Source organism: Gordonia sp. JH63 (genome assembly GCF_009856645.1).
GTDB lineage: Bacteria > Actinomycetota > Actinomycetes > Mycobacteriales > Mycobacteriaceae > Gordonia > Gordonia hongkongensis.
This window is the reverse complement of the sequence record NZ_CP047235.1, coordinates 1359331-1379607: the sequence shown is the minus strand read 5'-3', so window position 1 is coordinate 1379607 and position 20277 is coordinate 1359331. Positions and strand designations below refer to the sequence as shown.

Genomic DNA, 20277 nt, shown 5'->3' with positions numbered 1-20277 from the left:
GAGCGCTCACCACATCTGAGGAGACTGACGATGCGCTCTTGGTCTGTGATCATCATCCTGGCCGTCTCACAGTTCGTGATGGTGCTCGACAGCACCGTGATGAACGTGTCCATCTCGGTCGTGGCCGACGACCTCGGGACCTCGATCACCGGCATGCAGGCCGCGATCACCTTCTATGCGCTGACGATGGCCGCCTTCATGCTGACCGGAGGCAAGCTCGGCGACTTGATGGGGCGCGCAAGAGCATTCAAGATCGGTGCGGTCATCTACGGCATCGGCTCGCTGACCACGGCGCTGAGTCCCAACCTGACCGTCCTGCTCATCGGCTGGTCACTCGTCGAGGGGCTGGGCGCGGTGCTCGTCATCCCTGCGATCGCATCGCTGGCCGCCATCAACTACACGGGCAAGGCCCGGGTCACCGCATTCTCGATCCTGGGCGCGGTCACCGGGCTGGCCGCCGCCGTCGGCCCGCTGCTCGGTGGCGTGATGACCACATACCTGTCGTGGCGCTACGTGTTCGTCGCCGAGACCGTCGTCATGGTGGCGGTCCTGTTCGCGGCCAAGCTGATTCGTGACGTACCCCGCGACCCGGAGGTACGCATCGACCCGCTCAGCGTCGTGGCATCCGCCGGCGGCCTGTCGCTGATCGTCTACGGCGTACTGCAATCGAAGACGTGGGGTTGGCTGAAGCCGCAGCATCCGCCGGAGATCGGCGGGGACGAGATCGCCCCGCTGGGCGTCTCCCCCGTGGCATACCTGTTGCTCGCCGGGGTCGTCGTGCTCTGGTTGTTCGTCCTGCGGCAGCGCACCCTGGCGAAGTCCGGCCGCCAACCGCTGCTGCGTGTCGAACTCTTCCGCATCGCTGCTCTCCGAAGCGGACTCGGCGGTTTCCTCGCCCAGTACTTCGCGATCGCCGCCCTGTTCTTCGTGGTCCCCGTCTACCTGCAGACGATGCTCGGACGCGACGCACTGCAGACCGGGGTGAAGATCCTGCCGCTCTCGGTCGGGCTCGTCCTGTTCTCGATCCTTGGATCCTGGCTCACCGCACGGCGTTCCGCACGGTTCATCGCCCGCGGCGGACAGATCACGATGGCGCTGGGGACACTCCTCGTCATCGCCTCGGTGGGAATCGATCTGCGCAACGCCGCCTTCGCCGCGGGCATGTTCGTGGTCGGCGCCGGCTTCGGTCTGCTCGCTTCACAACTCGGCAACGTCAACATGTCCGCCGTCGAGGAGAAGGACACCTCGGAGGTCGGCGGCCTGCAGGGCACCTTCCAGAACCTGGGGTCGTCGTTCGGCACCGCGGTCGCGGGATCGGTCTTCCTGCTCATGCTGTCGTCGGGCTTCGTGTCGGCGGTCAACGACGCCGAGAACCTCTCCCCCACCGACCAGCAACGCATCATCGCCGCCGTCGACGACCAGGGAGTGCCGATCATCTCCGCCGACGAGGCGCGCACCCTCGTCCTCGATGCGGGCGGCTCGGAGGAGTCCGCACAGGCGGTGTCACAGGCCTATTCGGATTCGCAGATCGCAGCCCTGCAGCAGTCGCTGTTCGTCGTCTTCGGCCTGCTCGTGCTGGCGTTGCTGTTCTCGCGGCACCTGCCCAACCGGATACCGGAACCCGGTCCGGCGCTCGAACGGAAGTCTGCCGAGCCCGAGCCGAAATCCGGCTCCTAGCCGATCTTCTTCCTGATCGTCGCTTCCGTGTGCCGCACCGCCTGAGCGGCGAACGGACCCACGACCTTGCCGAGGAGCTTGCCCGCCATACCGCCGGGGAGGTTGTAATTGATCTCGACGTCGAGTTCGGTGCCCGATCCACCGTCCGCGTCGGCGAACCGCCACGTCGTGTTCGCGTCGAAACCCTCGACGGCCTTCAACTCGATGAGCTCGTTCTCGACGTACTCGGTGCACTCGACCACCGACTTCAGTGTCTTCGGCCCGACGTCCATCGAGACCGCGAACTTCGCGCCGAGTCCGCTGGTCTTCTCCGTCGTCGGCTCGAACCGGGTGACGGTGCCGCGAAGCCGGCGGGCACGCGGCTCGTCAACCCCGCGTACGCCAAGACGCTCGGCGCCCTCGCCGCCGACGGCGCGGGCGCGATGTACGACGGGCCGCTCGCCCGAGCCATCGTCGCCGAGGCGGGCAGCACCGCGGGCGGCATGACACCGAGCCTGATGACCGAGCAGGATCTACGCGACTACCGTGCCATCGCCCGGGAGCCGGTGGTCACCACCTATCGGGGGCGACAGATCGTGGCCATGCCCGGACCGTCGTCCGGCGGGATCGCCGTCGCGTCGGCGCTGGGCATCCTGGCGAACTTCGATCTGCCGTCGATGCCGCCGTCCGATCTCGACGCCGACGGCGGGCGTCCCGACCCAGCCGCCGTGCACCTCGTCACCGAGGCCGAACGCCTCGCCTACGCCGATCGCGACAAGTATGTGGCCGACCCGGACTTCGTCCCGCTGCCCGGGCGCGGGGTCGCGACCATCCTCGATCCGGCCTATCTGCGGTCTCGGGCAGCGCTCATCTCACCCGACTCCTCGCTCGGCGAGGCGCCGGCGGGTGACCTCGGACCGGTGCCCCTGGGGTCGCACCCGGGCACCGAACACGGAACCAGTCACATCACCGTCGCCGACCGGTACGGCAACGTCGCCACGATGACGACGACCATCGAATCCGCCTTCGGCAGTTACCACATGGTCGACGGGTTCCTACTCAACAACGAGTTGACCGACTTCTCCGCCGAACCCCGCGACGACGACGGGACGCTGCTCGCCAACCGGGTCTCGCCGGGCAAGCGGCCGCGCTCATCGATGGCGCCCACACTCGTTCTGCAGCCCGGCGCCGACGGAGCGCCGGCCGAGGTGGTCGCGGCCCTGGGTTCCCCCGGCGGGTCGGTGATCATCCAGTTCGTCATCAAGACGATCGTCGGGATGCTGGACTGGGGCCTCGATCCCCAGCAGGCCGTGTCGATGATCGACTTCGGCTCGGCCAACACCCCGACCTCCAACGTCGGCGGCGAACACCCGCTCGTCGACACCACGGACGACGGCGCACACGATCCGTTGGTCCGCGGCCTCCGGGAACGCGGAGCCGAGGTGTCGGTCGAGGAACAGTCGAGCGGGCTCAGCGCACTGCTGCGACACGGCGGCGGCTGGATCGGCGGCGCCGATCCGCGCCGCGAGGGCGCGGTGATGGGCGACAACGCGACGCTGCGGTAGACCGTCGCGCCACGGGTTCTCGAAAACGGCGTTGCCCCGATCGGTTCCGAGGGGCACTAGTTTTCCTCGGCGTCACACAGGGGCAATCGGGCGCATACACCCAGCTCATAGCGTCGAAGCGCTCGCAATTGCGACAAACGGCGTAGCGACGTCGTCGTGCGCCCCCGCGCACAGGGGGGCCCAGATCATCCAGGAGTATCCATGAGTGGCAGCATGTCCCGCCGACAGGCGATCGAGGCCGTGACGACCTACGACGTGTCGGCGCCGGGGTTCACCGAACCCCTCGCAGACACGTTCGGGCGCAATGTGTTCAGCCTGTCGGTCATGAAGAAGCGGCTGCCCAAGCACGTCTTCAAGGCGGTCGCCGCAACCGTCGACACCGGCTGCGCGCTCGACCCCACCCTCGCCGATTACGTCGCGGTGGCCATGAAGGACTGGGCCATCGAGAAGGGCGCCACCCACTACGCCCACGTCTTCTACCCGCTCACCGGTTTCACGGCCGAGAAACACGACTCATTCCTCGAACCCGACTCCACCGGTGCATCGCTCGCCGAGTTCGCGGGCAAGACGCTGCTGCAGGGCGAGCCCGACGCGTCGAGCTTCCCCAACGGCGGTCTGCGCGGCACCTTCGAAGCCCGCGGTTACACGGGCTGGGACGTCACCAGCCCGGCGTACATCCTGGAGAACCCGAACGGCAACACCCTCTGCATCCCGACGATCTTCATCTCGTGGACCGGCGAGGCCCTCGACAAGAAGACCCCGCTCCTGCGCAGCCAACAGGCCATGAGCAAGCAGGCCATGCGGTTGCTCCGCCTCTTCGGCCACGACGACGTCGACACCGTCGTCTCCTACGCCGGCGCCGAGCAGGAGTACTTCCTGATCGACGAGCACTTCTTCTATGCGCGACCAGATCTCATGACCTGCAACCGAACCCTGTTCGGCGCACCGCCGTCGAAGGGCCAGGAGTTCGACGACCACTACTTCGGTGCCATCCCGGAACGCGTGCTGTCGTTCATGATCGAACTCGACCGCGAGCTGTTCAAGCAGGGGATCCCGGCGAAGACCCGGCACAACGAGGTCGCGCCCGGCCAGTTCGAGATCGCACCGGTCTTCGAGCGGTCGGTCCTCGCCCACGACCATCAGCAGCTGATGATGACCACGATGAAGGCCGTCGCCGAGAAGTACGGCATGAAATGCCTGCTGCACGAGAAGCCGTTCTCCGGCGTCAACGGTTCGGGCAAGCACGTCAACTTCTCGCTCGGCAACGCCAATCAGGGCAACCTGCTCAATCCCGGCGACACCCCGCACGAGAACATGCAGTTCCTGACCTTCTGCGGCGCGATCATCCGCTCGGTGCACCTCTACGGCGGGCTCCTCCGCGCGGCGGTCGCCTCGGCGTCGAACGATCATCGTCTCGGCGCCAATGAGGCTCCGCCGGCGATCATCTCGATCTTCCTCGGCGACCAGCTGATGGACGTCTTCGAGCAGATCGCCAAGGGCGGCGCCACCGGTTCCAAGGCCGCGGGGGTCATCGAACTCGGGGTCGACACCCTGCCGCCCCTCAAAGCCGATCCGGGGGATCGCAACCGCACCAGCCCCTTCGCGTTCACCGGCAACCGGTTCGAGTACCGCGCACCGGGTTCCAATCAGTCGATCTCCGATCCCATGGTCGCCATCAACACGATCCTCGCCGACTCCATCGACTTCATCGCCTCGGACCTCGAGAAGCTCCTCGCCGACGGTCTCGAACTCGCGGACGCCGTCCAGAAGGTGTTGCAGGAGATCGTCAATGCCCACGGCTCGGTCATCTTCAACGGCAACGGCTACTCCGACGAATGGCAGGAAGAGGCCGCCGCCCGCGGACTGAAGAACCTACGGACGACGGTCGACGCGGTGACGGAGTACACCTCGCCGGAGGTCGTCGAGATCTTCGAGAAGTACGGCGTGCTGTCGGCCCGCGAGCTCGAGGCCCGCGAGGACGTCATCTTCGAGTACTACGCGCTCACCCTCCTCGTCGAGGCCAAGGAGACCGCGGAGATCGCCAAGACGATGATCATGCCGGCCGCGATCCGGTACCAGGGTGAGCTCGCCGGGACCGCGGCGTCGCTCAAGATGGCCGGAATCGAGGCTCCCACACCGCTGCTCGAGGAACTGACCGGACTGATCAGCACGTTGCACGACGGGTTGACGGCCCTCGATGCCGGTATCGCCGGCATGCACGGCGAGTCCACCTTCGAGGAGTCGAAGTACGCGCTGGAGAAACTGGTCCCGGCCATGGCCGCGGTCCGCGAGGTCGCCGACACCCTCGAGTCCATCGTCGCCGACGATCTGTGGCCGCTGCCGACCTACAACGAGATGCTCACGATTCTCTGATCCCGCATCGTCGGCACGCCCCCTGCGCATCGCGCAGGGGGCGTGTTGTTGCGCGCCTGGAGTTGTGTGGCGTGACGCCCATCCGCGCACCCGCATTTGCATCTCTACCCTCCCGTGAGGGTAGAGTTGGCCCGTCCTGCGGGGCGGCGTCGGCCGTCGGAATCGCCCGACGCCCGCGAGGGTGGGTGACCCCTTCCGCGACAGACGTTTCCGTTACCTCACGAAAGTCGAGACGCCGATGACGGCCGAGGTGCTGACTCCTGCCCGACAACAGTCGGTGCTGGCGACCCTGCGCTCCCCGCGGCGCCTGCGTACCGAGGTCCTCGCCGGTCTCGTGGTCGCGCTCGCGCTCATCCCCGAGGCCATCTCGTTCTCGATCATCGCCGGAGTCGATCCGCGAGTGGGCCTGTTCGCCTCGTTCACGATGGCGGTGACGATCGCCATCGTCGGCGGCCGTCCGGCGATGATCTCCGCCGCCACCGGGGCGGTGGCGCTGGTGGTGGCGCCCCTGGTCGCCAGTCACGGCCTGGATCACCTGATCGCCGCGGTGCTCCTCGCCGGGGTCATCCAGATCGTCCTCGGCGCATTGGGTGTCGCCCGTCTGATGCGGTTCATCCCGCGCAGCGTGATGGTCGGATTCGTCAACGCGCTGGCCATCCTCATCTTCACGGCTCAACTCCCCCACCTGCTGGGGGTCCCGTGGCTGGTGTATCCCCTCGTCGCAGCCGGGATAGCGATGATCGTCCTGCTGCCGAAACTCACGACTGTCATCCCGTCGCCCCTGGTGGCGATCGTGGTACTCACTGCGGTCACGCTCGCGGTCGGGTTCTCCGTTCCCGACGTCGGCGACGAGGGCGACCTGCCGGACAGTCTGCCCACGTTGTTCTTTCCCGACGTCCCGCTGAACTGGGAGACGCTGTCGGTCATCGCCCCCTACGCGTTCACCATGGCGCTCGTCGGACTGCTCGAGTCCTTGATGACGGCGAAGTTCGTCGACGACCTCACGGACACCCATTCCGACAAGACGCGTGAGGCCGCCGGTCAGGGCATCGCCAACATCGTGACCGGTCTCTTCGGCGGCATGGGCGGGTGCGCGATGATCGGCCAGACCATGATCAACGTCAAGGAGTCCCGGGCCCGCACCCGCATCTCGACGTTTCTGGCCGGACTCTTCCTGCTCATCCTGGTCGTCGGGCTGGGTGACATCGTCGCGCTGATCCCGATGGCCGCGCTCGTCGCCGTCATGATCATGGTGTCGGTCGGCACCCTGGATTGGCACAGCGTCAACCCGAAGACGTTGCGGCGCATGCCGAAGAGCGAGACCGCGGTGATGGTCGCGACCGTCGTCGTCACCGTGGCCACCCACAATCTCGCGTACGGGGTGATCGTGGGCGTCCTGACGGCGATGGTCCTGTTCGCGCGCCGGGTCGCCCACTTCACGGAGGTGGTCGATGTCGCCGATCCCGAACCCGGAACCCGCGTCTATGCGGTGCGGGGCGAGTTGTTCTTCGCGTCCAGCAACGACCTCGTGTACCAGTTCGACTATGTCGGCGACCCGGACGACGTCGTCATCGACATGAGCGGCGCACACATCTGGGACGCGTCGACGGTCGCTACGCTCGATGCCGTCACCACCAAGTACGCAGCCAAGGGCAAGACGGCCACCATCGTCGGCCTCGACGACCACAGCGCCGAACGTCATCGACGTCTCAGCGGGCAGCTCGGCGGCGAGGGCTGACCGGGCAGAGAGGACAGGTTGTGACCGACGACGGGACCGACACCGCCGAGCACCTGCAGATCGGCGCGGTGGCAACGGAAACCGGGTTGTCCATCAAGACGATCCGCCACTACGACGAGGTCGGTCTGGTCGTCCCGTCCGCTCGCTCGGCCGGGGGCTTCCGGCTGTACACCCGGGCCGACATCGATCGGCTGTTCGTGATCCGGCGGATGAAGCCTCTCGGTTTCACCCTCGACGACATGCGCGCACTCCTGCACGCCGAGAGTGTCCTCGACGACTCCGACGCGGCGCCGGCGGACCGGCGGGCGGCGCTCGAGGCGGTCGCGGAGTTCCGGCAGCGCGCACGACTGGCGTGCGAGAAGCTCGAGCGGCAACTGGAGTATGCGCACGAACTCACCGCTCAGCTGTCGGATCGACTGACAGATCCGGCGTGATACGGCCGGGCACGTGGGCCCTACCCCAGCGGCCACCGGGTGCCGGTGCGGGCCTCGGCCTCGGTCCACAGTCGACCGGCCAGCTCGTAGTCGCACGCCGTGAGCGATCGGCCCGACAGCACCGGTCGGCCGCGCAGTCCCCACGGTCCGTCGACCCCCACGTAGCTGCCCGGCGGGATCGGCTCGGTCAGACAGTGCAGGGTGGGTGCCGCGCCGGCGTCGAGATCGTTGCCGACGACACCCGCCAGGCCCTGCGCCGCGCGGTGCAGAACGCCCAGGCCCGGCTTGTTCGAGATGTTCGACGCGGCCCAGCCGGGATCGGTGAGCATCGAGGTCACCGGCGACCCGACGTCGCGCAACCGTCGGTCGAGTTCGAGGCCCCACAGCATCACCGCGAGTTTCGACCCGGTGTAGGCCCGCGGCGGCGACCACCGTGTGCGTCGGAGGTCCAGGTCGGCGGGGTCGATGCGGGCGCGGCGATGCCCCTCCGAACCCACGGACACGATCTGCCGCCTGATGCGCGGCAGGAGCAGATTGGTCAGGGCGAACGGCCCGAGGAAATTGGTGCCCATGCCGAGTTCGAAACCGTCCCGCGTAGTCCGATGCTGATGCGGGAACATGCCGGCGTTGTTGACCAGCACATCGACCGGACCGTCGAGTTCCTCGACGAAGGTCCGCACCGAGGCGAGGTCGGCGAGATCCAGCCGGATCACCTCGCACTCACCGCCGAATTCCCGTGCGCGCCGGGCGCCGAGATCGGTGTCGCGGACGGCCAGGACCACCTGCGCACCGGCCCGGGCGAGCGCGCGGGCGGTGGCCATCCCGATACCGTTCGTCGCACCGGTGACGACGACCCGCGTGCCGGTCAGGTCGGACAGGGCCTTCGACGATGAGGGCATGGGCGCCACGGTACCCACCGGATGACCGGGCGGGGTGGCACTCGGCCGGCGGTGGGACTCGGGGGCGCAGCGACTCTCACCGAACGCGCAGGGACAGTGCCACGACGAGACGCGTCGCCGGGTCGTCGAGATCCATCCCGGTCAGGGTCTGCACGCGACGGATGCGGTAGCGCAAGGTGTTCGGATGGACGTGCAGCGCCGCCGCTGCCGCGCGGACGTCACCGAAATGGTCGAGGTAGGCGCGCAACGACGCGGTGAACTCGCTGCCGCTGCGAGTGTCGAGATCCGCGAGCCCGGCGACCCGGCTGTCGACGAGATCGGGGTTCTCCGAGAGCAATCCGATGATCTCGGCGAGCAGCACCCCGGTGCGGGATCGCTCGACGGTGGTGACGTCGTCGATCAGGTCGGCGTCGCGACCGGCGGCGTCGAGGACACGATCGATCGCAGAACGCAGATCGGTTGCGGCGGCGATGGTGTCGGGGCCGGCGACGACCGCGCGTGCCGATACGGCGAACTGGCGGTCGGCGGCGTCGACGGAGATCCGCGCCCACGTGACGGCGTCGTCGAGCGGGACGCCGGGGAGCACGACGTACGCGCGGTCACCGATCGTGACCGTGACCGACAGCGGACTGAAAGCGCTGGCGTGCAGCATGAGCGCCGAGACCTGCCCGGCGCGGATGCCGTCGGGGGCCGTGAACCCCACGACCGTCACCGTGGCGGTCGGCGCGATGCCGAGCTGGGCGGCGAGGTGGTCTGTGTCGACCGGGACTCCGCCGACACCGAGGAGTCGCCGGACCCGCTGATCGTGGTCGGAGCCTGCCGAACGCCGTCGCGAGATCACCCGGGCCGCAACAGCTGCGGCGCCGACGAGTACCTCGTCGGTGTCGCGGGCCGGCGGGCGCGACCCCTCCTGCAGCCAGACAACCCCCATCAGGACGTCGGAGCGATCGCCGGGTGGGCCCGACGCCGGACGGATGGCGACCGCGCGACGCGGCCGAAGTCCGAGATCGGTGCGTGCGTCGACCATCACGACTCCGGACGACTTCCGGACCGCGTCCATCACGCCCCACTCCCGCAACCAGGCCAGCATCTCCGGCGGCCCCTCGCGGCCCAGGATCGACAGTCTGCGCAACTCGTCGGCCTCCTCACCGGCCGAGCTGTAGGCGAGGACGTGCGCGTGCTCGTCCTCGATGCTGACCAGACCACCGGTCCGGCGGGCGACCTCCGCGGCGAGCTCGAACAGGTCGCCGGTGCTTCCCGACTCCATGGACTCGCCGCTCCCGACCGCGCCGCGTGCCGCGTCGAGCACCCGGGTGACGAGGTTGTAGATGCGTTCCCAGCGGGCGTGCGGATCGATGGCGATGACCGCGATGCCCAGTCGATCGGCGAGGCCGACCAGGGTCTGTGCGGGGTTCTTGGCCAGTACGGCGACCGGGCGGTGCGCGCCGAGGCCGCCGAGCCACTCCACGACGACGTCATCGGTGAGTCCGACCAGGAGGAACACGTCGGCCGATCGGGCGGCATGCCCGAGCCCGTAGTGCACGTCGTCGGCGTCGACCATCGCCATCGTCGACACCGGCGCGTCGAGACCGCGGGGCGACGAGACCAGGGTCGCGACGGTCTGGTCAAGGGCGAGGACCAACCGCCCGAGCGCGATACCGGCATTCTTGTCCATACGGACAAGACTACGAGCCCCACCTCGGCTGATCGGCCATATCGCGACGTCGAAAGGGACGGTGGACTGAGGTCATGGATGCCATCACCACTCCCCCTCGACCGTCGAACGAACCCGTCCACAGCTATGCCCCCGGTTCGCCCGAGCGTGCGCGCATCGTCGACGAGCTGGCGCTACAGTCGCATGCCGGCCGCCGCGAGTTCCCGCACATCATCGGCGGCCACCTGAGCCTCGGGGCGGGTGAGGAGATCGACGTCGTCCAGCCCCACGCACACCGCGAGGTACTCGGCTTCATCACCAATGCCACCCACGACGACGCCCGCGCCGCGGTGGACGCCGCCCGCGCCGCCGCCGACTGGGCTCACACGAGCTTCGACGACCGCGCGGCCGTGATCCTGCGCGCCGCCGAGCTGCTGGCCGGGCCGTGGCGCGAGCGGATCGCGGCGGCGACGATGCTCGGCCAGTCGAAGTCGGTGCAGCAGGCCGAGATCGACGCCCCATGCGAGCTCGTCGACTTCTGGCGGTTCAACGTGGCCTTCGCGCGTGAGATCCTCGCCGAGCAACCGGAGTCGTCGCCCGGGGTGTGGAACCGGCTCGACCACCGTCCACTGGACGGGTTCGTCTACGCCGTGACCCCGTTCAACTTCACCGCCATCGCCGCCAATCTGCCCACCGCCCCCGTGTTGATGGGCAACACCGTCGTCTGGAAGCCCTCCCCCACCCAGGCATACTCGGCGCAGTTGACGATGGCGCTGCTCGAGGCCGCCGGATTGCCGCCCGGGGTGATCAATCTCGTCCACGGCGACGGTGCCGCGGTCTCGGATGTCGTTCTCGCCGATGAGAATCTGGCCGGAATCCATTTCACCGGGTCGACGAGGACGTTCCGTCATCTGTGGCGTGAGGTCGGTGCCAACATCGAGCACTACCGGAACTACCCGCGCCTCGTCGGCGAGACCGGTGGCAAGGACTTCATCGTCGCGCACGCCTCGGCCGAACCTCATGCGTTGCGAACGGCCTTGACGCGCGGCGCTTTCGAGTATCAGGGCCAGAAGTGTTCGGCGGCGTCACGCGCGTATGTCGCCAGGTCGGTGTGGGAGCGGATGGGTGACGAGTTCCTCGGCGAGGCCGACGAACTCGCCTATGGCGACGTCCGAGATCTGACGAACTTCGGTGGCGCGGTGATCGATCGGCGCGCGTTCGACAGGCAGGTCGCGGCCATCGACCGGGCCAAGTCGTCGGCGTCGCTGACCGTCGCGGTCGGCGGCGTCTGCGATGACACCGAGGGGTACTTCGTCCGACCCACGGTCTTGGTGTCCGACGACCCGACCGACGAGGCGTTCGCCACAGAGTACTTCGGTCCGATCCTCGCGGTTCACGTCTACGACGACGCCGACTACGAGAACATTCTCGGCCTGGTCGATTCGACGGCGCAGTACGCACTCACGGGGTCGGTCATGGCGACCGATGTCGCCGCGGTCGCGCTCGCCTCCGACCGGCTGCGGAACGCGGCGGGCAACTTCTACGTCAATGACAAGCCCACCGGCGCGGTGGTCGGGCAGCAACCCTTCGGCGGCGGCCGGGCGTCGGGAACCAACGACAAAGCCGGGTCGAAGCAGAACCTGATGCGCTGGACCTCGACCCGCACGATCAAGGAGACCTTCTCACCTCCCACCACCTCGTCGTACCCGCACATGGTCGCCGACTGGACGGCGCTGTGATGGGGTCCGTCTTGGACACCGTGCTGCGGCCCGCGATCGTCGCGGCATCGCGCAGCGAGCGGATCAAGGACGCGTCCCAGCGGTGGCCGGTCACCGGACGAGTGGTCCGCCGATTCGTGCCGGGCGAGTCGCTCGACGCCGCCATGGCCGCCGTCGGGGCCGAACTCGCCGACGGACTCTCCGTCTCGGTCGACTTCCTGGGCGAGGACACCCTCGACGAATCCCAGGCGGACGCCACGGTGACCGCGTATCTGGCTCTGCTCAAGTCTCTGTCGGGACGCCGTCCGGCACCTGCCGGGTCGTTGGAGGTGTCGCTGAAGCTGACCGCGCTCGGTCTCGCACTGCCGGAGCACGGCGCGAAGATCGCCGAGGAGAACGCGCGCACGATCGTCGAAACGGCCGATGGCCTGGACGTCGTGGTCACCGTGGACGCCGAGGATCACACCACCGTCGACCGGCGGCTGGCGATCGTGCGGTCGTTGCGCTCCGAGTTCCCGGAGACCGGGACCGTGCTGCAGGCCTGCTTGCGCCGCACCGAGGACGACTGCGCCGAATTCGCGGCGTCGGGCGCCCGAATCCGGTTGTGTAAAGGCGCTTATGCCGAACCGCCCGCGGTCGCGTTCACCGACCGCCGCCAGGTCGACGACAGCTATCTGCGGTGCCTCCGGGTACTGATGAAGGGCTCCGATTATCCGATGGTCGCCAGCCACGACCCCACGATGATCGACGCCGCGAGAATCCTCGCCGACGAATTCGGTCGCGCGCCGGACAGCTGGGAACACCAGATGCTGTACGGAATACGGGCCGACGAGCAGCGCCGGTTGGCAGCCGCCGGCGCACGCGTCCGGGTCTACATCCCCTACGGCGAGCAGTGGTACGGGTACCTGGTCCGACGCCTGGCCGAACGTCCGGCGAACCTGGGGTTCTTTCTGCGCGCACTGGCCGGGTGAGGCCCCCCGACCAGTCGACTGTGCGTCGGTTTTCGTTGAATGTGCGGCACTGGGCCACTGCTTCCTGATCCGAAACGCTGGATCTGCGGTTGCCGGAGCGCGGAAAGCCGCCCGCGGGGTCGAGCACAGCAACTACCAGAGGGCGGTGGGCCGGCGACCGCCAGACTTCAACTCGACCGGCAGACTTCGATCGAGGTCTGGCAGTCGAGTTGAAGTCTGCCGGTCACAATTCGGGCAGATACGCGAGACAGTCCCGACAGTCAACGCGAATCGACGCACTGTCAACCAAAAACACTGCACAGCGGACGAATTCGCGCGTCTCGCGCCTGTGGAAAACCCTCGAAATCGAACGAATGTTCCGGTACCTTGGAGTCATGCCAGAGCTAGCCACTCTCCTCGATCAACTCATCGGAACCACCCCACCCACCGACGACCCAACGGGCAGAGCAACATTCGACGCCCTCGACACGTGGCGCCTGATCCGCAACCTCGCGGACCACCAGATCGCCACGCACGCAGCGCAACTCGACGCCCTCGGAGTCGCACAGAATACCGGTAGCACCACCAAGAAGCTGCTGATCGAGTCTGGACATGCGCCGGCCTCCGCCCTCCGCACCATGCGGAGTGTCGACGCGCTGCCCAACCTGCCCGCTGCGGCGCGTCACGCCGCCGATGGGCGACTGTCCGGCGAGATCGTCGATGCCATCGTCCGCGGCATGAACGAGCTCGATAGACGTTGTGGTGAGGCGCTTTCCGGCGACGAGCGCTCGCGGTTTGAGATCGAACTCATCGCCCAAGCACTATCCGGTGCAACACCGACTGAGGTGCTCAAGCATGCTCACGTCATCGGCAACGCTCTCGCCGATGCTTGTGGCGCAGGAATCCGAGCGTCGGACGATGCAAGCTTGAACTCGGTGAACGCACACACCACCGACGACGGCCGCGTCGAAGTCCGCGCCGAGCTCACCCAGGTGGTCGGCGAGAAGTTCCTGACGATGATCGATGAGCGCTCGTGCCCCAGGCCCGAACCCGACGGCGCCGAAGATCGACGCACCGCCGAGCAACGCCGCGCCGACGCCTTCGAGTTGATCCTCGACCAAGCCGCGATCGGCGCTACCCTCGATACCGTTGGTTCCCCGCGCACTCAATTGATGCTGACCATCCCCGCGACCGGAGACCTCGCAACGCTGCCGTGGACCGGATCGGTCAGCCATGCCACCGCGAAACAGGTCTCGTGCGACGGCTCGCTCACGGAGATCATCCTCGATAGTGAGGGCGTACCACTACAGATGGGTCACACCCGCCGGTTGTATCCGTCACACCTACGCAAAGCGATCATCGTCCGCGACGCGTGCTGCGTCAAATGTGGTGCACCGCCGTCCCATACGCAGGTGCATCACATCAAGTCGTGGGCCGAGGGTGGACCCACCGACCTCGACAACGGCTGCCTGCTCTGCCAACGCTGCCACACCCAGGTCCACCATCACGGCTGGGACATTGTCATGGGTTTCGACCGCCACCCGTGGCTCGTCCCGCCCGCCAATATCGACCCGCACCGCCGACCGCTACCGGCCTACAACCGCCGCACCATGCGACTCGACGACGCCGCCTGACCGGCCGTCCGACACACACTTTCGCGTAGCACCTTCCGAACCCGGGCCACACCCCGGGACCGCATCCTTCCCTTGACAACTCCACAGAGACATAGCAGTCGGCTCCGTTCCCCTCAACATGTAGAGGGGAACGGAGTCCGCGGGGCAGACCATCGTCGCCCCTAGCTACATCGGCTGCGCCCGCCGCACCTGGTCGGCGGCGCGGGCGGCGTCGAGTTCGACGTCGGTGCGCAAGACCGCGGGACCGACGCTCAGCGTCCCCGACGTCAGCGGTTGCGTCCGAAGTCCACCACGTCCGATCAGGGCTTTGCGCACCCCGTCCCCGGCAACGGTGTCCATCCACGAACACGGATGAGCAGGGCGTCCGCCGCGGAACCGGATCGGACCCGACCCGGTGTCCAGCTCGAACTCCCGTCCCCGCAAGGGATCGAGCTCGACACCGCGCACGACGACGTTGCGGCGGGCCAGAACAGGATCGGCGTCAGCCGCCGCCGCCATCCATGCTTCGAGCGCCAGAAACGTCACGGCCGCCTCGGTGTGGGCCCGGATTCCGTAGAAGCGATCACCACGAATCCCCTTGTCGGCGACGATCTCCACCGATTCGGGGGTACGGGTCTCGACCTCGTCGGCCGGGCCGTCCTTCGGTCTGCCGAAGTAGGCATGCTTCGGCGAGACGACGAAGGTGACTATCTCGCAGTGGTATTCGAACTCCATCAGACGCGTTCAGTATCCGGAGAACGAGTCGGTGTGGACACGCCACGGCCGGGATCGCGCCGTACCGTCGAGGCGGCGGACCGCCGCCGACGTCCGTTCGACGAACGCAGGCGTACCCGACACGTAGTAGTGGGCGCCGGCAGCGCTGGGACCGATGAGTTCGGCGAGCCGGGCGGGATCGTCGATCCCGTCGGCTAGTTCCGGCGCCTCGACAGTCGCAATGCGCGCGTTCGCGGCCCGGGCGCTCTCCAGGTCATCGGCGTGTACGGCACGCCGCTGATCCCGCAGCACGTGCGCGATGGTCAGGCCGGAGAGATCGTGGCCCGACTGCACCAGCTCCCGCACCATCGAGACGAACGGAGTGATCCCGATCCCGGAGGCGATCAACACCACCGATCCGGTCGCCGGAAACGACCGCGGCAGCACGAAGTCCCCACCGATCTCGTCGACGTAGACCCGGCGTACGCTGCCGTCGACCAGCGCTGCCTTGTAGGTCGACGGCGCCGCGGCGACGGTGAAGCCGAACTCCACCGGTTGCTGCCCGGGCGCGGACACGAACGAGAAGACCCGCCGCGAACCCGACCACAGCGGCGCCGACCACCGCGGCACACTGACACTCGACCACTGCCCCGCCCGGAACACCGCTGCGCCACCGACCGGTTCACCGCGCACCGCGTAGGTTCGGTCGGCAACCGGGACGGTGACGACGTCGAGCGGCACCCGGCGCGCAGTGCCCGACACCAGTCGGACGAGGAACGCGTACAGGCATCCGACGAGCAACGCCACCTCGGGCACGAACGCCAACGTGTACGCGTCGGTGATCGCAATCGTGTACTGGCAGTGCATGAGCACACCGACCAACGCCGCGTACAACAGTCGGTGCAGCTCGGTGGCCGGCGACGTCAGCGGCTCGGGCAGCATGATCGCCGCCACGAACAGCATCGGACTCGACACCACCCATGTGGACAGATCCTGGCCGCCGCGTACCAGTTCGACGACCCCGATCGTGACAAGGGAGGCGCCGATGAACACCAGGGCCAGTCGCCACTCGCGGATCAACGTCACGACCACCGCACCGATCACGACCATCGGGACGAACAGCGGATCGGCGGCCACCCACCAGAACGGGAAGCTGATGCCCTCGAGACCGGCGTATGCCAGCGCGTAACAACCGACCGCACCCGCGACCGCGGGATTGACGATCAGCCGACGACGCCATGCGAGAACATATTTCGACGCCGCGGCGATGGCGGCGCCCACCGCGACGGTGGCGACGGCGGTGTCCTCCGAGCCGCCGGGCAGGACGAAGAACAGGATCAGTCCCGTGATCAGCCACGAATCCGAGTTCGGCGGCACCCGCAGCACGCCGGCGCAGACGTAGCTCACGACCCCGCTGACCCCGACCGCGACGACCAGCCACACCGCCAATTCGTCCGGACCGTAACCGAAGTCGGCATCGGTCGCCGAGACGACGAAAGCGACTGCGGCCAGCACCACCAGCCCGCAGAGCACCGCCCGATACGGGGTCAGGTGCCGCCGGGCCGCGTCGATCGGCGAGAGCAGCTGCGGCAGAAGCGTTGTCACAGGAACAACTCCAATCCGGGGATGGCGGTGTGTTCGACACTCCCGTTGCGTCGGATGGTCACGTGATGAAAGCCCTCACGGTGATGGTCGAAATCGCCGCGCAGGAACGCCGCGGGCGTGAAGAACAGCGCCGTCGCCAAGCCGTCGGCCTCCATCGCCGACGGCGCGATCACCCAGGTCGCCAGCACCTCCCGCGCGGGCGAGGCGGTACGCGGATCGACGATGTGGTGCCAGTCGGCCCACACCCGCCGATTGCTCGCCGAGGCGCAGATCGCGCCGCCGGCAACGGACACGACGCCGATCGCCTTCGTCGTGTCCAGCGGATGCTCCAGCGCCACCCGCAGTCCGCGGGAACGCGGCGATATCACCATGTCCCCACCTGCGTCGACCACGAAGTCGTCGACGTGGCCGCCGACGATCTCCGCCACCCGGTCGACCGCGAATCCCTTTCCGGCCGCACCCACGTCGAGCAGAGCCGGTTCGCGAATCTCCAGCGCACCGACATGCTCACCGATCACCGCCTCCCAGGCCGGCGCCGTCGGCACCGGCGCCGACGCGCGGAGCGTGTACGCCGCGTCGTAACCGGCCTCGGCGAGCGTGCGCCCCACCAACGGCGACACCGCGCCGCCGGTGAGGCCGTACAGACGGCGGTACCAGTCGACCAGCGCCTGGTCGGAGTCGGCGATCGGGTATCGCCCCGCCTCCCTGGCCATCTGCGCGACCGTCGAATCGTCCCGGAACCGTGACCAGGCCCGGTCGATCCGGTCGATCTCGGTGTTCACCGCGTCGACGACATCGGCGGGGAGTGGTTCCGGGGTGCTGATCGTCCACCGGGTGCCGATCGCCTCGAACGCCCAGTGGTGCCCGGTGCCGACGGAGGTCAGGCCTGCGCCTCCTGTTTGATCTGTTCGATCGCCTCGTTGAAACCGCCGGAGGTGAGCGACGAGCCGGACACCTTGTCGACCTCGATCTCGTCGATGTTCTTGCCCACCACGACGTCGGAGATGCCGCCGGCGAACTTGCCCTGGTACTCGAGCGACGGGCCCTTGGTCTGGCTGGTGTCCACCGACACGGCGGTGATGACCGAGTTCGACAACGTGACGGTGACCCCGACGCTCTGCGGACCACCCGGCGAGATGTACTCACCGCGCGCCGTGTACTCGCCGTCCTCGTACTCGCCGGAGCCCGCGTCGGCGGCCTCGGTGGCAGCGGAGCTGCCCGTCGCGGCGCCGGTCGTCGTGCCGGTGGCCGAGTCGTCCGACCCGGAGTCCTCGGACGAGCATGCGCCCGCCACGAGTCCGACCACCGCCATCGCCGCGACCACCCCGCCGGTGCGGGCGAGGACGGACGATCCCCGCGGGCTGCGGGACGGGCGCGAAGAACGGGGGCCGGGTTCGGCGATCGTGCTCGGGTCGAGGGTCTCGGTGGGCTCTGGGGTGTGCGTCATGCACCAATTGTGCCGATTGCGCGGCCATTGGTCCCGGCGACGGCCGCGGGGCGTTCCGAACTGTCTCAGCGTCCCGCGGCTGCGACCCTCGCCTGGATGGCGTCGACGAAGACGGTGCGGATGTCGGCCGCGTTCTCCGCGACGTAGGTGGTGCCACCCGTGGCCTCGGCGATCTGCTTCAGCGCATCGGAGTCGGCGTCGTCGGAGATACCGATCGTCAGCACCAGCACCGGTCGTGCCGGATCCTCCAGGCGCTTCAGTTCGGCGAGCAGATTGTCGAGCGTGATGCTGTCGGGGTCCTCGTTCTGTCCGTCGGTCATGATGATGACACTGTTGGAGTAGTTCGGGTCGTAGGTGTCCTGCACCTTCTTGAATGCGGCGAGGGTCGTGTCGTAGAGACCCGTCCCGCCCCCGAGGTCCGACAACCCCTCTTCGACGGCCCGACCGAGCGCGTCCCGATGCGTACCGCTCCCCGAACGGGCATCGAGGCGGCGGATCGGGGCGAGCTCCTCCCAGTCCTGTCCGGGCCCGCCTTTGTTCACGCTGAACGCCCAGCCGCCGATCATCGTGTTGTTCGGGAAGAGCTTGAGTCCGGTCTGAGAGGCGTCGATGAGCAGGCCCGCCCGGGTGGTGCCGCCGGCCGGTGTCTCCATCGAGCCGGAGGTGTCCTGGACGATCAGCGAGCGGATCGGCACACCCAGTACCTGCCACTGCCGCAATGCCTTGTCGACGGACGACGGGTCGCGCAGCTCCAGTTCCTTGACCGGCTGACCGACGCCGTTTCCGTCGGCGTCGCGGTATCCCGAGTCGGCCAGCGCTGCGCGCCCGGCATCGGTGTTCAGCGCGGTGACGAGGGCCGCCCCGGCGTCGGCGGCCGCCTGCTGGCGCGCCGCAGGAGCCGTGTTGACCAGCGGATAGTCGAGCATGACCGTGCCCGCCGCGGGGATCGTCGACGTCAACTGCGAACCCTGGTGCGTGCGCATGAACAGATCGAACTGTTGCTCGGTGGTGACCACCGGGACGCCCGAGGTGTTGGCGAGGTTCAGACGTGTGCCCTCGTTGTCGTTGGCCAGGCGCGCATTGTTCTGCTGGATGGCGAGGATGGTCATCGCCTCGGTGAAGTCCTCGTCGGCGAGCTCGCCGGAGTCGACCGCGGCGAGAGCGCCGATGATCGGGGCGTCGCCCGTGCTGGTGTCCACCGGGCTGCCGGTTCGCAGATCAGGCAACTTCATGACCTCGACCCAGGTGCCCAGCTCGGGTACGTCGGTGCCGGCGACGACGGTCGGGGTCGACGCGATCGACGGCGACACCATATCGAGGTCACGACGCACCTGGGTCGTCACCCGGCGGGCCTGCACCTGCGAGTCCGCGACCCAGAGGTCCGGAGCCGCTGCACCCTGGGTGAGCAGGCCGGGCACATCCGCACCCGCGGCCGTCTGCACGTCGTAGTCGAAACACGAGTCCGCGGACGCCTGCCGCGCCACCTCGCGCAGCGGACCGGTCATCGCCGAGTCCGACGCGACGGCGACCCGGGTCCGGTCCCCGCAGCCACCCGCACCCGTCTGCCAGATGATGACGCCGGTGACCAGGGCTACGACGACCAGCAGGACCGCACCCGCCCACAGCCATCCCCCGCGGCGGCCCCCATCGGTGTTGCGGTGCTCGAAGCCGAAGTCGTCATCGCTTCCCGACCGGGCATCGTTCGACCTGCCTCTGTCCGATGAAGTCTGGGCGCGTGGCGGAACCGCCCCACCCGACCGGTCGTTCCCGTTCCACTCGTTTCCGGCGCGATCGGCGCCGGAGCTGTGACGCCCCATTGTTCTTTTCCCGTTCCCCTCGTACGGCGGCGGTCTGCAGACCCGCCTCTCGCGTGGTCGCCGCACGACGCATCGACGCATCGGCGGTCGCGGC

14 protein-coding genes and 2 pseudogenes are annotated in these 20277 nt (G+C 68.1%); 8 read left to right on the top strand and 8 right to left on the bottom strand.

The genetic code is table 11. From position 1 onward, the window contains the following. The first annotated feature begins 30 nt into the window (after window positions 1–30). Entirely contained in the window at window positions 31–1677 is a 1647-nt protein-coding gene (locus tag GR168_RS06245; RefSeq protein WP_159370313.1) for an MFS transporter, read from the top strand. Here the strand turns inward: GR168_RS06245 and GR168_RS06240 are convergent. Beyond that, window positions 1674–2012, bottom strand: a pseudogene (locus tag GR168_RS06240) (SRPBCC family protein); the annotation flags it as partial. The gene GR168_RS06245 and the pseudogene GR168_RS06240 overlap by 4 nt on opposite strands. Between GR168_RS06240 and GR168_RS06235 the strand changes: the two are divergent. The 4 genes and pseudogenes from GR168_RS06235 to GR168_RS06220 all read left to right on the top strand — a co-directional run. Beyond that, window positions 2010–3221, top strand: a pseudogene (locus GR168_RS06235) (gamma-glutamyltransferase); the annotation flags it as partial. The pseudogenes GR168_RS06240 and GR168_RS06235 overlap by 3 nt on opposite strands. A gap of 201 nt (window positions 3222–3422) precedes the next feature. Continuing rightward, entirely contained in the window at window positions 3423–5594 is a 2172-nt protein-coding gene (locus GR168_RS06230; RefSeq protein ID WP_058251564.1) for a glutamine synthetase III, read from the top strand. Window positions 5595–5832: 238 nt separating this feature from the next. Further along, on the top strand, window positions 5833–7332 hold the full coding sequence (locus GR168_RS06225; RefSeq protein ID WP_159371846.1) for a SulP family inorganic anion transporter: 1500 nt from the start codon (window positions 5833–5835) through the stop codon (window positions 7330–7332). A 20-nt stretch (window positions 7333–7352) separates the two neighbouring features. Further along, window positions 7353–7766 carry a MerR family transcriptional regulator gene (locus tag GR168_RS06220; protein WP_159370312.1) on the top strand — a complete coding sequence of 138 codons (414 nt, stop codon included), beginning with the start codon at window positions 7353–7355 and terminating at the stop codon, window positions 7764–7766. A gap of 20 nt (window positions 7767–7786) precedes the next feature. On the opposite strand, the gene GR168_RS06215 is transcribed toward GR168_RS06220, so the two are convergent. Together GR168_RS06215 and GR168_RS06210 are read right to left on the bottom strand one after the other, a co-directional pair. Beyond that, window positions 7787–8665, bottom strand: a complete 879-nt coding sequence (locus tag GR168_RS06215; protein ID WP_203235900.1) for an SDR family NAD(P)-dependent oxidoreductase — start codon at window positions 8663–8665, stop codon at window positions 7787–7789. 76 nt (window positions 8666–8741) lie between these two features. Continuing rightward, window positions 8742–10340: a helix-turn-helix domain-containing protein gene (locus tag GR168_RS06210; RefSeq protein ID WP_159370310.1), complete on the bottom strand. Its 1599-nt coding sequence runs from the start codon at window positions 10338–10340 to the stop codon at window positions 8742–8744. 74 nt (window positions 10341–10414) lie between these two features. Between GR168_RS06210 and pruA the strand changes: the two genes are divergently transcribed. From pruA to GR168_RS06195, 3 genes are all read left to right on the top strand, one after another. Then, a complete protein-coding gene (pruA, locus tag GR168_RS06205; protein WP_159370309.1) occupies window positions 10415–12058 on the top strand; it encodes an L-glutamate gamma-semialdehyde dehydrogenase in 1644 nt (547 codons plus the stop codon). Further along, window positions 12058–13008 (top strand): proline dehydrogenase family protein, encoded by a 951-nt coding sequence (locus GR168_RS06200; protein ID WP_159370308.1) that lies wholly within the window; start codon window positions 12058–12060, stop codon window positions 13006–13008. The genes pruA and GR168_RS06200 overlap by 1 nt, the downstream gene beginning before the upstream one ends. A gap of 353 nt (window positions 13009–13361) precedes the next feature. Then, window positions 13362–14621 (top strand): HNH endonuclease signature motif containing protein, encoded by a 1260-nt coding sequence (locus GR168_RS06195; RefSeq protein WP_159370307.1) that lies wholly within the window; start codon window positions 13362–13364, stop codon window positions 14619–14621. A 165-nt stretch (window positions 14622–14786) separates the two neighbouring features. On the opposite strand, the gene GR168_RS06190 is transcribed toward GR168_RS06195, so the two are convergent. The 5 genes from GR168_RS06190 to GR168_RS06170 all read right to left on the bottom strand — a co-directional run bounded on the left by GR168_RS06190 (window position 14787) and on the right by GR168_RS06170 (window position 20183). Continuing rightward, window positions 14787–15335: a molybdenum cofactor biosysynthesis protein gene (locus GR168_RS06190; RefSeq protein WP_137810901.1), complete on the bottom strand. Its 549-nt coding sequence runs from the start codon at window positions 15333–15335 to the stop codon at window positions 14787–14789. 9 nt (window positions 15336–15344) lie between these two features. After that, window positions 15345–16919, bottom strand: coding sequence for an oxidoreductase (locus tag GR168_RS06185; RefSeq protein WP_068972032.1), 1575 nt, complete (start codon window positions 16917–16919; stop codon window positions 15345–15347). Next, entirely contained in the window at window positions 16916–17761 is an 846-nt protein-coding gene (locus tag GR168_RS06180) for an FAD:protein FMN transferase (RefSeq protein ID WP_159371845.1), read from the bottom strand. The genes GR168_RS06185 and GR168_RS06180 overlap by 4 nt, the downstream gene beginning before the upstream one ends. 38 nt (window positions 17762–17799) lie before the next feature. Then, the gene (locus GR168_RS06175) at window positions 17800–18366 is read right to left on the bottom strand and encodes an FMN-binding protein (protein ID WP_137810899.1); all 567 of its coding nucleotides are present in this window, start codon (window positions 18364–18366) and stop codon (window positions 17800–17802) included. A 65-nt stretch (window positions 18367–18431) separates the two neighbouring features. Further along, window positions 18432–20183, bottom strand: a complete 1752-nt coding sequence (locus tag GR168_RS06170) for a substrate-binding domain-containing protein (RefSeq protein WP_159370306.1) — start codon at window positions 20181–20183, stop codon at window positions 18432–18434. Window positions 20184–20277 lie beyond the last annotated feature (94 nt).

Coding starts and splice junctions, on each gene's coding strand:
- GR168_RS06190 (WP_137810901.1), bottom strand. CDS start 15,335: ATGGAGTTCGAATACCACTGCGAGATAGTCACCTTCGTCGTCTCGCCG.
- GR168_RS06170 (WP_159370306.1), bottom strand. CDS start 20,183: ATGGGGCGTCACAGCTCCGGCGCCGATCGCGCCGGAAACGAGTGGAAC.
- GR168_RS06175 (WP_137810899.1), bottom strand. CDS start 18,366: ATGACGCACACCCCAGAGCCCACCGAGACCCTCGACCCGAGCACGATC.
- GR168_RS06225 (WP_159371846.1), top strand. CDS start 5,833: ATGACGGCCGAGGTGCTGACTCCTGCCCGACAACAGTCGGTGCTGGCG.
- GR168_RS06245 (WP_159370313.1), top strand. CDS start 31: ATGCGCTCTTGGTCTGTGATCATCATCCTGGCCGTCTCACAGTTCGTG.
- GR168_RS06200 (WP_159370308.1), top strand. CDS start 12,058: ATGGGGTCCGTCTTGGACACCGTGCTGCGGCCCGCGATCGTCGCGGCA.
- GR168_RS06210 (WP_159370310.1), bottom strand. CDS start 10,340: ATGGACAAGAATGCCGGTATCGCGCTCGGGCGGTTGGTCCTCGCCCTT.
- GR168_RS06195 (WP_159370307.1), top strand. CDS start 13,362: ATGTTCCGGTACCTTGGAGTCATGCCAGAGCTAGCCACTCTCCTCGAT.
- pruA (WP_159370309.1), top strand. CDS start 10,415: ATGGATGCCATCACCACTCCCCCTCGACCGTCGAACGAACCCGTCCAC.
- GR168_RS06230 (WP_058251564.1), top strand. CDS start 3,423: ATGAGTGGCAGCATGTCCCGCCGACAGGCGATCGAGGCCGTGACGACC.
- GR168_RS06215 (WP_203235900.1), bottom strand. CDS start 8,665: ATGCCCTCATCGTCGAAGGCCCTGTCCGACCTGACCGGCACGCGGGTC.